Source organism: Streptomyces sp. NRRL B-3229, from assembly GCF_000719505.1.
Taxonomy (GTDB): domain Bacteria; phylum Actinomycetota; class Actinomycetes; order Streptomycetales; family Streptomycetaceae; genus Streptomyces; species Streptomyces griseorubiginosus.
Genome location: NZ_JOGP01000004.1, coordinates 175028 through 187814, shown reverse-complemented (window position 1 = coordinate 187814; position 12787 = coordinate 175028). Strand labels below are relative to the sequence as shown.

Here is a 12787-nt window from a genome sequence, read left to right as displayed (position 1 = left end):
CAGGGCGCCGGGACCGGAAGGCGGCACGGGTCAGTCCTGCTGTTCCTCCATGAGCGCGAGCATCTGGGCGGCCTCGGCGCGACGGGCCTGTGCCGTTGCGTCGCCGGCGTCGCGACGGGCCCGTCCCGTCCCACCGCCGGCGTCGGGACGGTCCTGTGCCGTGGGATCGGCGGCGTCGCGACGGTCCCGTTCCGTCGTGTCGTCGCCGGAGGGGAAGCCAGGGGAGCCGTAGGCGGCCAGCACCGCCCGCGCGCGTGCCGCCGCCTCCTCCGGGCGGCTCAGGTCGGCCGCCAGCCAGCCGGCCGCGAGCTCGGCGCCCGTCCGGGCGTCCAGGGCGTCCTCGCCGAGCGAGGCGAACAGCACGATCGACTCGGCCACCTGCGTCAGCGCCTCCTCCAGCACCGCCCGGATCGCGTCGTCCTCGGCGTCCTCGGACACCGATCGAGCCAGCAGGTCACCGAACTGCCGGTGCGTGTGGCCGAGTTCGCCGACCAGCCGGGCCCGGGCCTCCTCGTCGCTCCCCGCGTCGCCCAGCGCGGCCTCGCACTCCCGGACCGCCTGCGCCATCAACTCCCGCGCCGCGTCCGCCCCGTCCTCGGCCCGCAGCGCGAGCCACGCCCGGGCCCGCAGAGAGCGGATCAGACCGTGCACATTGCCGATCTCGCGCCAGAGGTTACCCGCGCGGGCGTACGCCCGGTCCGCCTCGGCCGGCCGCCCCGCGGCCCCGAGGGACTCGGCGGCGAGGTGGGCGAGCGTCGCGTGGTCGTGCTGCTCCGGCCAGTGCCGGGCGATCTCCGCCGCCTGAAGACGCCGTTCGGCCGCCTCCCGGTGCTCGCCCAGCTCGCTGAGGCAGTCACCGAGCCACCACTGCGTCTGGACGACCACCCCGTCACCGTGCGTCTCGGGGCGCAGGTCGGGCAGCGCCGACTCCAGGACCTCAGCGGCCTCGGCCCACCGCCCCAGCCGCACCAGGTAGCCACCCAGCTGGTGCCGGGCCCAGGCCCCGAGCGTCCGGCCCTCCCCGGCCTCGTCGGCCCAGTGCGCCGCCTCCAGGGCGTGCTCGGCGGCCTCCTCGGCGAGTCCCCGGCCCCCGACGACCTCGGCGAGCTGAAGACGCAGCTGGGCCCGTCCGACCGGCTCCAGATGCGGCCCGCCGTGCTCCAGGGCCGCCCGCAGCGCCCGCTCGGTCCCGGCCAGGTCGCCCAGGTGGTGCAGGAGGCCGGCCAGACGGGCCTCGTACTCCACCGCGAACCACGGCAGCCCCGCCTCCACGAACCCCGCCGCGGACCGGGTGAACAGCTCCGCCGCCGACTCCACGTCCCCGGTCCGCGCGGCCAGCTCCGCCAGCATCGCCCGGGCCTCGGCGACCCGCGCGGCGAGCCGTACGTCGTCCTCGGTGCGACCCTCCACAAGGGCAAGCACCTCCCGCACGGCCCGCTCGGCCTCGGAGAGGATTTCGCCCTCCCCGCCTTCCCCGCCCTCCTGCACCTGCCGCATCAGGATCCGTGCCCGGGACATCACCACCGACGCGGTCTGCCGTACGCCGGTGCCGTCCGCTGCGTAGAGCGCGAGGACCTCGTCGTACGGCCCGGCGACCGCCGTGAGCGCCTCGTCGACCTCGCCGGCCAGGGCCCGGACGTACGCCGCACGCGCGTGTGCGGCCAGTGCCTCGCCGGGGTCGCCCGCCAGCTCGTACAGCTCGGCGGCCTGTTCGAAGAGTCCGGCGCCCTCGGGGCCGCGGTCCATCGCCTCGTGGTCGGCTATCTCGGCACGGTCGCGCGGGTCCAGTTCGACGTCCTGCGCGGCCCGTGCGACCGCCGCCCACGCCTCCACGGCGTTCGGCTGGAGGGTGTCCGACAACCGGCGGGCCTCGGCGATCAGCGCGGGCAGGTCGGGCTCCTGCGCCGGCACGGGGGCCGGGGGAGCAGACGGGGGAGCGGCGACCGTCCGGGCCGCCCGCACCCCGAGCGGCAGCCGGTCCACCAGCGGCCGCTGCGCCATGCGCGCGCGTGCCCGCTCGCTGACATGGGCCGTGCCGTTGCGCTCGTCGAAGCGGGCGGCCAGCGCGAGGGCCTCCTCGCGCGCGTGGGCGGCGAGTTCGGCCGCGGTCCAGGACCGGCCCGAAGGCCCCGGCACCGGCCGGTCGGCCGGACCGAGCTCGACGAGACGGTCCATGAGCAGCGTCACCACGGCCATGAAGTCCAGCCTGCTGCGCGGATGACCGTCGTCCGTGAAGTACGCGGGACGCTCCGCGAGCAGCTCCAGGCCGCGCGCCTCGTTGCCGCTGAGCGCGCAGAACTCGACATGGTCCGCGTAGGCGCCGCGCATGCTCTCCATGGACCGCACGAGCCGGAAGCCCCGCAGATGGTTGGCGCGCGCCTCCTCAAGGCGCCCCAGCCGCAGCAGCGGCGCCAGCGAGGAGGCGAGGGCCGCGTGCGGCTCGTGGGCGCAGGTGAACTCGCCCTCCAGGACCGGCGCCCACAGGTCGAGCGCCTCCGCGTCCCGGCCCTGCCGCACCTGCCACCAGCCCTGTTCGTGCAGTTCGCAGGCGTGGCAGTCGGCCATGGCGTCCCGGTCCGCGGCCAGCCACGCGGCGTACGCGCGCTCGGCCCGCACCCGGTCCCCGATGTGCGCCGCCACGCTGTACTCGGCGCTGCGCACGGCCCGTTCGGAGTGTCCCGCCAGCCGGTAGCGGTGCTCCATCTCGCCGAGCCACTTCTCCATCGCGGCGAGCGGGATGTGCGGCTGGTCGAGCATCCCGGCCGTCATCCACTTGAAGACCCAGTGCAGCGTGTGCGTCTCGTACTCGTCGAAGTCCTCGGGGCGCTCGTCCCACATGCGCAGCAGCCGCGCGAACGGGACGAACATCTTCGCCTTCTCGGAGCTGTAGTTGTAGACCTTCAGCTGGTGTCCGAGCGCCTCGATCACCGCGAGCGGGATGTTCAGCTTCTCCGCCTCGGCGAGCAGCTGCTCCGCGCGCGCGTTGCGGGCGGGACCCTCCGGCTCCTCGGAGTTCTCCGCCATCGCGCGGCGCAGCGCGTCGAACGCCGCCTCCCCGTCGAATCCGCTCATCAGCGGCCCTCCTCGCCGTTCGTGGCCCACTCCAGGAGGCCGATGAAGGCCCGGTTCAGCAACGCCGAGTCCGCGGGCCTGAGCGGGCGCTGGGCCATCAGCAGCGCCTGCCCGTACAGGGACTCGGTGGCGGTGCCGATCAGTTCCGGATCGCCGAGCGCGCCGATCCGCCGTACCAGAGGGCTCAGATGGTTCAGCACGAGACGCGCGCGGGGGGCGCTGCCGCGCAGCGAGCCGAGAATGCCCGCCCACAGGTCGTCGGCCTGCTCCTCGGCGTCCGCCCGCGCCTGCTCGTGCCGTCCGTCCCGGTCGTCCAGGTGCAGCGCGGGCACGGACAGCGGCCGGAAGGCGCGCAGGACCACGTCACAGCCCAGCGGATCCAGCTTGGCCCGCGCGGCCGCCAGGAACCCGGACAGCGCCAGCTCCTCCGCCGGATCGACCAGGTCCATGTGGGCCGTGACGGTGTCCGCGTCCAGCTCGGTGACGACCGTCCCCGGCCGCACCGAGGGCAACGCCTCGACCAGGTCGCTGTCGTACGTGTAACCGCCGTTCACGACCCCGATGCCCTGGGCGGAGGCGATCGGCGCGACCTGCCGGTACTCCTCGACGGTCCGCGTGAAGTGCACCACCGGGTGCCGCTGGGCGAACTCCTCCAGGGACAGCCGCCCGTCGGTCGTCTCGAACGGCAGCCAGGGCAGCATCGTGCGCAGCATCTCCCGGTCGTGCCGCGCCAGCGACTTCACGCCCAGGTGATGCACGGACAGGAAGGCCCCGAGCCGTTCCGGGTCCCCGGCGGCCAGCCCCGTCAGCCAGGACCGGATCCGCTCCCCGAGCGCCTCCCGTACGGCGGCCAGCGTCTCGTCCTCGTACAGCGACTCGCGCGAGGCCGTGGGCCGCAGGCTGTCGGTGTCCAGGACGCAGCGCACGAAGAACGCCCAGTCGGGCAGCAGCTGTTCGGCCCGCTCGGTCAGCAGCATGCCCTTGAGGTGCACGCGATGGGTCGCCCGCTGGGCGGGGCTCACGGCGGAGGGCAGGACGTACGCGACGCCCCGGACCCCCGCCAGCGGCACGTTCAGCTCGATCGAGTCCAGCGGGGTGAAGCCGAACAGGTCGTGGCAGTGCCGGGCCAGGGCCACCCTGCGGTTGGCCGGGGACGGGTACGGACGGTCCCAGGGGGCGGGCAGATCGGTGACCGCCTCCTCGCCCACCCGGACGTCGTACGGCAGCAGGGAGCCGAAGTCCCGCGCCAGCTGGAGCACCCGTTCGGGTGCGAGCCACTCGCCGGTGCCCGCCCGCGCGACCAGGTACACGGTCGTCCCCGGCTCCGGGCGGGCGTCGGCGGGCAGCGTCCGCACCCGGTACGAACCGTCGTCGCTCGCCGTCCACTCCACGGGCGGGGCGTCCGGCGTCCGGGCGCTGCGGCTGACCACCCGGATCCGCTCGGCGACCACGAAACAGGCCAGCAGACCGATGCCGAACTGCCCGAGGAAGTCGGCGCGCGCCTCCTGGAGCCCCTCGGCCCGCTTGGAGCTGCGCCCGATGGTGGCCAGCAGGTTGTGCACGTCCGCCTCGGTGAGCCCGACCCCCGAGTCCTCGACCCGCAGGGCGCCCTCCTCGGCGTACAGCCGCACTCTGGCCGGGGCGTCCGGCTCCTCGGCCCGCCGGGCCGTGATGGCGTCCACCGCGTTCTGGAGCAGCTCGCGCAGGTAGACCTTGGGGCTGGAGTACAGGTGATGGGAGAGGAGGTCCACCAGACCGCGCAGGTCGACCTGGAACGTATGAGGTTGCTGAGGTACCTGGGGTGTCTGTGATGACTGTGAGGTCTGGGAATCCATCGTCGCAGCGCCGGTGGGGGGAACGTTCGCGCGGCGCGGGGTCGGGCGGTCCCGGGTGGGGCGGTGACCGCGGGGATGGCCGGAGCGCGTCATCCTAAGTCCCCAACCAGCCGTCTGACCAGGGGTTTCCCAGGACGTATACGGGAATGTCAGTGGCGTGGTGTGCAATGGATCTCGTGCCCGCACTGGAAGAACCGTTGAAGAAGGTGCTCGGCCCCGCCACCGCGAAGGTGATGGCCGAGCACCTCGGCCTGCACTCCGTGGGCGACCTCCTGCACCACTACCCGCGCCGATACGAGGAGCGGGGGCAGCTGACCCACCTCGCCGACCTCCCCCTCGACGAGCACGTCACCGTGGTCGCCCAGGTCGCCGACGCCCGGCTGCACAGCTTCGCCTCCGCCAAGGCGCCGCGCGGCAAGGGCCAGCGTCTCGAGGTCACCATCACGGACGGCAGCGGCCGCCTCCAACTGGTCTTCTTCGGCAGCGGAGTCCACAAGCCCCACAAGGAACTCCTGCCGGGCACCCGCGCGATGTTCGCCGGCAAGGTCTCCCTCTTCAACCGCCGCCTCCAACTGGCGCATCCCGCCTACGAGTTGCTGCGCGGCGCCGACGACGATGCGGCGGAGTCGGTGGAGACCTGGGCGGGCGCCCTGATCCCCATCTACCCCGCCACCGCCAAACTGGAGTCCTGGAAGATCGGCAAGGCGATCCAGACCGTCCTGCCGAGTGCGCAGGAGGCACTCGACCCCCTCCCGGAGTCCCTGCGCGAGGGCCGGGGCCTGGTCACCCTGCCCGAAGCCCTCCTCAAGATCCACCGCCCGCACACCAAGGCCGACATCGCCGACGCCCACGCCCGCCTCAAGTGGGACGAGGCCTTCGTCCTCCAGGTGGCCCTGGCCCGCCGCCGCCACGCGGACGCCCAACTCCCCGCGGTCCCGCGGAAACCGTCCCCGGACGGCCTCCTGACCGCCTTCGACGACCGCCTCCCCTTCACCCTCACCGAAGGCCAGCAGAAGGTCTCCAAGGAGATCTTCGACGACCTGGCAACGGCCCACCCGATGCACCGCCTGCTTCAGGGAGAGGTCGGCAGCGGAAAGACGATGGTGGCCCTCCGCGCCATGCTCGCCGTAGTCGACGCGGGTGGGCAGGCCGCCATGCTCGCGCCCACCGAGGTGCTTGCCCAGCAGCATCACCGTTCGATCGTCGAGATGATGGGGGAGCTGGCCGAGGGCGGCATGCTGGGTGGGGCCGAGCACGCCACCAAGGTCGTGCTGCTCACCGGTTCGATGGGGACGGCCGCACGCCGGCAGGCGATGCTGGACCTGGTCACCGGCGAGGCGGGCATCGTGATCGGCACGCACGCGCTGATCGAGGACAAGGTGCAGTTCGAGGACCTCGGCCTGGTCGTGGTCGACGAGCAGCACCGGTTCGGGGTCGAGCAGCGGGACGCCCTGCGCGGCAAGGGCAAGCAGCCGCCCCACCTCCTCGTCATGACGGCCACCCCCATCCCGCGCACCGTCGCGATGACGGTCTTCGGCGACCTGGAGACCTCCGTCCTCGACCAGCTCCCGGCCGGCCGCTCCCCGATCGCCAGCCATGTCGTCCCCGCCGCCGACAAACCGCACTTCCTCAGCCGCGCCTGGGAGCGGGTCCGCGAGGAGGTGGAGAACGGCCACCAGGCCTACGTCGTCTGCCCCCGCATCGGCGACGAGGAGGACGACCCGAAGAAGTCCGGCCGGAAGAAGTCCGCCGAGGACGAGGCGGAGAAGCGCCCGCCGCTCGCGGTCCTGGAGGTGGCGGACCAGCTGACCAAGGGCCCGCTCAGCGGTCTGAGGGTCGAGGTCCTGCACGGCCGTATGCACCCGGACGACAAGGACGCGGTCATGCGCCGCTTCGCCGCCGGGGAGACCCACGTCCTGGTCGCCACCACGGTCATCGAGGTCGGCGTCAACGTCCCGAACGCCACCGCGATGGTCATCATGGACGCCGACCGCTTCGGCGTCTCCCAGCTCCACCAGCTCCGCGGCCGGGTCGGCCGCGGCTCCGCGGCGGGCCTGTGCCTGCTGGTCACGGAGATGCCGGAGGCGAGCCCCGCCCGCCAGCGCCTGAACGCGGTCGCGTCCACCCTGGACGGCTTCGAACTCTCCCGCATCGACCTGGAACAGCGCAGGGAGGGCGACGTCCTGGGCCAGGCCCAGTCCGGCGCCCGGACCTCCCTGCGCGTCCTCGCCGTGATCGAGGACGAGGAGATCATCGCGGAGGCGAGGGAGGAGGCGACGGCAGTGGTGGAGGCGGACCCGGAGCTGAAGGGCCTGCCCGGCCTGCGCACGGCCCTGGACGCGCTGTTGGACGAGGAGAGGGAGCAGTACCTGGAGAAGGGCTGAGAAACTGACCCCGTAACCACTCCCCGAACAAGGACCGAAGATGACCCGCGTGATCGCCGGCCGGGCCGGCGGACGCCGACTCGCAGTCCCGCCGGGCAACGGCACCCGCCCCACCTCCGACCGCGCCAGAGAAGGGCTCCTCTCCACCTGGCAGTCCCTCCTCGGCGGCCCCCTGGACGGCGAGCGGGTCCTCGACCTGTACGCGGGCTCGGGCGCGGTGGGTCTGGAAGCCCTCTCCCGCGGTGCGAGCCACACCCTCCTGGTCGAGGCCGACGCGCGAGCCGCCCGCACGATCCGCGAGAACGTCAGGAGCCTCGGTCTCCCCGGCGCCGAGGTGCGCGCGGGCAAAGCGGAACAGATCATCCAGCAACCGGCGCCGGCGCAGCCGTACGACATCGTGTTCCTCGATCCGCCCTACCGCGTCACGGATCACGATCTTCGGGAGATTCTCCTCACACTCCGGGCGGAACACTGGCTAGCGCCGGAGGCCCTGGTCACCGTTGAGCGCAGTACCAGAGGGGGCGAATTCGCCTGGCCGCCCGGTTTCGAGGCGGTCAAGGCCCGTCGCTACGGCGAGGGAACGTTTTGGTACGGTCGCGCCGCCATGGGCGACAACGCCTCTACGTGCGAAGACGCACGATGACCGGACCGGAGAGCGAGGGATCTCAAGTGCGCCGCGCCGTCTGTCCCGGGTCGTTCGACCCGATCACCAACGGACATCTCGACATCATCTCCCGCGCCTCCAGGCTGTACGACGAGGTCTATGTCGCGGTGATGATCAACAAGTCCAAGAAGGGCCTGTTCGACATCGACGAGCGGATCGACCTGATCCGCGAGGTAACCGCCGAGTACGGCAACGTGATCGTGGAGGCGTTCCACGGCCTCCTCGTCGACTACTGCAAGGAGCGCGACATCCCGGCCATCGTCAAGGGCCTGCGCGCTGTCAGCGACTTCGACTACGAACTCCAGATGGCCCAGATGAACAACGGTCTCAGCGGTGTCGAGACCCTCTTCGTGCCGACCAACCCCACCTACAGCTTCCTGTCCTCCTCGCTCGTCAAGGAGGTCGCGACCTGGGGCGGAGACGTCTCCCACCTGGTACCCCCGAGGGTCCTGGAAGCGCTGAACGAGCGCCTCCGCAAAGGCTGATGGGGCTACAGTCGTCCCGTCCGTCTCCAACACAGCTGTAGAGAGTGGCGAGCACAGGTGGACGTGCAGAAGAAGCTCGACGAGATCGTGGCCACGGTCTCCGGCGCCCGGTCGATGCCCATGTCGGCCTCGGTGATGGTCAACCGCGCCGAACTGCTCGCGCTGCTGGAGGAACTGCGCCAGGCCCTGCCGGGTTCCCTCGCGCAGGCCGAGGAGCTGATCGGCGACCGCGAGCAGCTGGTCGAGCAGGCCCGCCAGGAGGCCGAGCGGATCATCGGGCAGGCACACCAGGAGCGCGGCTCGCTGATCTCCGACACCGAGGTGGCCCGCCGCTCGCAGGCCGAGGCCGACCGGATCCTGAACGAGGCCCGGCAGGAGGCCGAGGAGGTCCGTGCCGAGGCCGACGACTACGTCGACTCCAAGCTCGCCAACTTCGAGGTCGTCCTCACCAAGACCCTCGGCTCGGTCGGCCGCGGCCGCGAGAAGCTCCTCGGCACCGGTCCCGGCCTCGACGAGAACGGCTACGAGGACGAGGACGCCCCCGAGCGCAGCCACGACCCCGAGACCCTGCGCAAGGACGCCGACACCTATGTCGACGCCAAGCTCGGGGCCTTCGAGGCGGTCCTGGCCAAGACCCTGGAGGCGGTCGGCCGGGGCCGGCAGAAACTGCACGGCCGCATCGCCACGGACGACCTCGGTGCCCTCGCCGACGACCTGTCCACGGTCCAGCACTCCAGCGACGCCGACTACCTGGCCGATCTGGCCGCCCTCGCCGAGCGGGACAGCCAGGCGGCGGCCCGGGCGGCGGGCGCCGCGGCCGAGCAGCAGGACTACGCCCAGCAGGCGGCGTACGGCTACCAGCAGCAGAGCGACGCCTACGCGGGCTACCAGCAACAGCCCGACCCGTACGCCCAGCAGCAGGACCCGTACGGCTACCAGCAGGCCGACCCGTACGCCGCCGGCTACCAGGGGTACGACCAGCAGCAGGCCTACGACCCGAACCAGGCCCACCAGGTCCAGCAGGGTCACCAGGCCCAGCAGGCGCACCAGTCGTACGCCCTGGACGAGACCAGCCTCTTCGACACCGGCATGATCACGCCGGAGCAGCTGAGGGCCTACGAGCAGGGTCGCGGCCAGTGATCAACCGGTAGGAGAGCACCGGATTGGGCCGTGAGCGAAAGGTCCAGTATCCTGGCTCTTCGGTCGCGCGTACGTCCGCGATCAACGCTGCCCGGGAACACCGAAGGGCGGCGTCCCTCTGAGCTCGAAGATCGAAAGCAGGAATGGCTCCCAACGCGCGCCTCGACCACCGCAACCCTCTCGTGTTCGACACACACGAGCTGGGGCGGCGTCCTGGCGCGCTCCAGCGCCTGACCCGTGAGATCGACGCTCCCAAGGATCTCGGGATCCAGGGAGTGATCGGAGTGCCGGAAGGCGCCCCGGTCGAGCTCGAACTCCGCCTGGAGTCGGTCATGGAAGGGGTGCTTGTCACAGGCACCGCCCGTGCACAGGCCAAGGGGGAGTGCGTAAGGTGTCTGGAGCCGCTGGAGCTTGCGCTCGAAGCGGACTTCCAGGAGATGTTCTCGTACCCTGACGCCGACGACCGGGGCCGTGTGAAAGCGGAACCGGCCGACGACGCCGAGGAAGACGAGGACAGGCTCTTCATCGAGGACGGCCTGTTCGACCTCGAACCCGTGCTGCGTGATGCGGTGGTGCTCGCACTGCCGATGCAGCCGGTGTGCCAGGACGACTGTCTGGGTCTGTGCTCCGAGTGCGGAGCACGGCTCACGGACGACCCGGACCACCACCATGACGCCGTCGACATCCGTTGGGCGGCATTGCAGGGACTCGCCGGTTCACTCGAAGACGGCGAGAAGGACGAGATGAGCGGCGCTGACGCGGAAGCGGGCGTCGACGAGAAGCAGGAGAAGTAGCCGTGGCTGTTCCGAAGCGGAAGATGTCGCGCAGCAACACGCGCCACCGCCGGTCGCAGTGGAAGGCTGCGGTCCCCACCCTGGTTGCGTGCGAGCGCTGCCACGAGCCCAAGCTGCAGCACATCGCGTGCCCCGCTTGTGGCACCTACAACAAGCGCCAGGTCCTCGAGGTCTGAGCGGCTGGTGAGAGGCACTGTGTCCACTCCGAAGAAGAACTCGGTCGACAATCAGGCCTCGTCCCACACGCTGTTGGAAGGGCGGCTCGGGTACAAGCTCGAGTCCGCCCTTCTGGTGCGTGCGCTGACCCACAGGTCCTACGCGTACGAGAACGGCGGTCTGCCGACCAACGAGCGCCTGGAGTTCCTCGGGGACTCCGTGCTGGGGCTCGTGGTCACGGACACGCTGTACACCACCCACCCCGACCTGCCCGAAGGCCAGCTGGCCAAGTTGCGGGCCGCGGTGGTCAACTCGCGTGCGCTGGCGGAGGTCGGCCGTGGGCTCGACCTGGGTTCCTTCATCCGGCTCGGCCGTGGTGAAGAGGGCACGGGCGGCCGGGACAAGGCGTCCATCCTCGCCGACACCCTGGAAGCGGTGATCGGCGCTGTCTATCTCGACCAGGGTCTCGATGCGGCGAGCGAGCTCGTCCACCGGCTTTTCGATCCGCTGATCGAGAAGTCCTCCAACCTCGGTGCCGGCCTGGACTGGAAGACCAGTCTCCAGGAGCTCACCGCGACCGAAGGACTCGGCGTGCCCGAGTACCTGGTCACGGAGACCGGCCCCGACCACGAGAAGACCTTCACTGCTGCCGCCCGCGTCGGAGGCGTCTCGTACGGCACCGGCACCGGCCGCAGCAAGAAGGAGGCGGAGCAGCAGGCCGCGGAGTCCGCCTGGAGGTCCATCCGGGCCGCCGCGGACGAGCGCGCCGAGGCGGCGGCAGCGAAGGCTGTCGAAGTCGCCGCAGCAGTCGAAGCCTCCGAGGACGACGAGGGTCCGTCGTCCGTCTCCGCCTGACGCCTGGAACAGCGCGTCCGACGCCTGCAAGCAGAGCGTCGGCGTCTGAACCAGCGCGTGCGACGCTTGAAAGCAGAGCGTCCGGAAGTACAGCGCAGTCGAGCGCCTGTCCTGGTACACCGGGGCGGGCGCTCGGCTCATACACCGGTCCGTGACGGGGGAGCCCCATGCCCGAGTTGCCCGAGGTCGAGGTCGTACGGCGCGGTCTCGAGCGGTGGGTCGCCCACCGCACGGTCGCCGAGGCCGAGGTGCTGCACCCGCGTGCGGTACGGCGTCACCTGGCGGGTGCCGACGACTTCGCGCACCGCCTCAAGGGGCACCGCGTGGGCACCCCGTGCCGTCGCGGCAAGTACCTGTGGCTGCCGCTGGAGGACACCGACCAGTCGATCCTGGCGCATCTCGGCATGAGCGGCCAGCTGCTGGTGCAGCCGCATGCCGCGCCGGACGAGAAGCACCTCAGGATCCGCGTCAGGTTCGCCGACGAAATCGACACCGAGCTGCGCTTCGTGGACCAACGCACCTTCGGCGGACTGTCGTTGCACGACAACACCCCCGACGGGCTGCCCGACGTCATCGCGCACATCGCCCGCGACCCCCTCGACCCGCTCTTCGACGACGAGGCCTTCCACCAGGCCCTGCGCCGCAAGCGCTCCACCATCAAACGGGCCCTGCTGGACCAGTCGTTGATCAGCGGAGTCGGCAACATCTATGCGGACGAGGCGCTTTGGCGCTCCCGCATCCACTACGAGCGTCCGACCGCCGGTTTCACGCGCCCGCGCACGGCCGAACTCCTCGGCCATGTGCGGGAGGTGATGACCGCGGCCCTGCACGTCGGCGGCACCAGCTTCGACAGCCTGTACGTCAACGTGAACGGGGAGTCCGGGTACTTCGACCGGTCCCTCGACGCGTACGGCCGTGAGGGGCTGCCCTGCAAGCGGTGCGGTACGCCGATGCGCCGACGGCCCTGGATGAACCGGTCCAGCTACTTCTGCCCGAGCTGTCAGCGGGCGCCGCGCGTCACGTCGTAGCGCTCCCGGGCGGCCAGGACGTCGTCCATGCGGCCCTCCACGAAGTGGATGAGGCCCAGGAGGCGCTCGGCGACGTCGTGGCCGAGCGGGGTCAGTTCGTAGTCGACCCGCGGCGGGTTGGTCGGCTGGGCCTCCCGGTGCACCAGGCCGTCGCGCTCCAGGGACTGGAGGGTCTGGGAGAGCATCTTCTCGCTCACGCCGTCGACCCGGCGGCGCAGCTCGTTGAAGCGCAGCGAGCCCTCGTACAGGGCGCCGAGGGTCAGTGCGCCCCAGCGGCCCGTCACGTGCTCCAGGGTGCCGCGTGAGGGACAGGCCTTGGCGAACACGTCGTACGGGAGCTGAGGCTCCACGGGCTGCTGCGTGGTGTCCATACC

General features: G+C 71.5%; 11 protein-coding genes. 8 read left to right on the top strand and 3 right to left on the bottom strand.

The genetic code is table 11. The features are described from left to right. Nucleotides 1-30: 30 nt before the first annotated feature. Both IF54_RS0107630 and IF54_RS0107625 read right to left on the bottom strand, forming a co-directional pair. Nucleotides 31-3072, bottom strand: a complete 3042-nt coding sequence (locus tag IF54_RS0107630; protein WP_037819527.1) for a tetratricopeptide repeat protein — start codon at nt 3070-3072, stop codon at nt 31-33. After that, nucleotides 3072-4907: an HSP90 family protein gene (locus IF54_RS0107625; RefSeq protein WP_078851903.1), complete on the bottom strand. Its 1836-nt coding sequence runs from the start codon at nt 4905-4907 to the stop codon at nt 3072-3074. The genes IF54_RS0107630 and IF54_RS0107625 overlap by 1 nt, the downstream gene beginning before the upstream one ends. Before the next feature lie 167 nt (nt 4908-5074). Between IF54_RS0107625 and recG the strand changes: the two genes are divergently transcribed. The 8 genes from recG (at nt 5075) to mutM (ending at nt 12413) form a co-directional block, all read left to right on the top strand. Beyond that, nucleotides 5075-7291: an ATP-dependent DNA helicase RecG gene (gene recG, locus IF54_RS0107615; protein WP_030315875.1), complete on the top strand. Its 2217-nt coding sequence runs from the start codon at nt 5075-5077 to the stop codon at nt 7289-7291. Nucleotides 7292-7331: 40 nt separating this feature from the next. Further along, entirely contained in the window at nt 7332-7934 is a 603-nt protein-coding gene (gene rsmD / locus IF54_RS0107610) for a 16S rRNA (guanine(966)-N(2))-methyltransferase RsmD (protein ID WP_030315873.1), read from the top strand. Nucleotides 7935-7960: 26 nt separating this feature from the next. Further along, the gene (coaD, locus tag IF54_RS0107605; protein WP_030315870.1) at nt 7961-8440 is read left to right on the top strand and encodes a pantetheine-phosphate adenylyltransferase; all 480 of its coding nucleotides are present in this window, start codon (nt 7961-7963) and stop codon (nt 8438-8440) included. Nucleotides 8441-8497: 57 nt separating this feature from the next. Further along, nucleotides 8498-9580 (top strand): ATP synthase F0 subunit B, encoded by a 1083-nt coding sequence (locus IF54_RS0107600; RefSeq protein WP_030315868.1) that lies wholly within the window; start codon nt 8498-8500, stop codon nt 9578-9580. 143 nt (nt 9581-9723) lie between these two features. Next, a complete protein-coding gene (locus IF54_RS0107595; protein ID WP_020138734.1) occupies nt 9724-10374 on the top strand; it encodes a YceD family protein in 651 nt (216 codons plus the stop codon). Nucleotides 10375-10376: 2 nt separating this feature from the next. Continuing rightward, complete coding sequence (gene rpmF / locus IF54_RS0107590) at nt 10377-10550, top strand: 50S ribosomal protein L32 (RefSeq protein WP_006139588.1); 174 nt, start codon at nt 10377-10379, stop codon at nt 10548-10550. A gap of 19 nt (nt 10551-10569) precedes the next feature. Continuing rightward, entirely contained in the window at nt 10570-11385 is an 816-nt protein-coding gene (gene rnc / locus IF54_RS0107585; RefSeq protein ID WP_030315862.1) for a ribonuclease III, read from the top strand. Between the two features lie 167 nt (nt 11386-11552). After that, entirely contained in the window at nt 11553-12413 is an 861-nt protein-coding gene (mutM, locus tag IF54_RS0107580; protein ID WP_030315861.1) for a bifunctional DNA-formamidopyrimidine glycosylase/DNA-(apurinic or apyrimidinic site) lyase, read from the top strand. Here mutM and IF54_RS0107575 read toward each other — a convergent pair. After that, nucleotides 12386-12784, bottom strand: coding sequence for a winged helix-turn-helix transcriptional regulator (locus IF54_RS0107575; RefSeq protein WP_030315860.1), 399 nt, complete (start codon nt 12782-12784; stop codon nt 12386-12388). The genes mutM and IF54_RS0107575 overlap by 28 nt on opposite strands. Between the last annotated feature and the right edge of the window lie 3 nt (nt 12785-12787).

Coding starts and splice junctions, on each gene's coding strand:
- recG (WP_030315875.1), top strand. CDS start 5,075: ATGGATCTCGTGCCCGCACTGGAAGAACCGTTGAAGAAGGTGCTCGGC.
- IF54_RS0107595 (WP_020138734.1), top strand. CDS start 9,724: ATGGCTCCCAACGCGCGCCTCGACCACCGCAACCCTCTCGTGTTCGAC.
- IF54_RS0107575 (WP_030315860.1), bottom strand. CDS start 12,784: ATGGACACCACGCAGCAGCCCGTGGAGCCTCAGCTCCCGTACGACGTG.
- IF54_RS0107625 (WP_078851903.1), bottom strand. CDS start 4,907: ATGGATTCCCAGACCTCACAGTCATCACAGACACCCCAGGTACCTCAG.
- mutM (WP_030315861.1), top strand. CDS start 11,553: ATGCCCGAGTTGCCCGAGGTCGAGGTCGTACGGCGCGGTCTCGAGCGG.
- IF54_RS0107630 (WP_037819527.1), bottom strand. CDS start 3,072: ATGAGCGGATTCGACGGGGAGGCGGCGTTCGACGCGCTGCGCCGCGCG.
- rsmD (WP_030315873.1), top strand. CDS start 7,332: ATGACCCGCGTGATCGCCGGCCGGGCCGGCGGACGCCGACTCGCAGTC.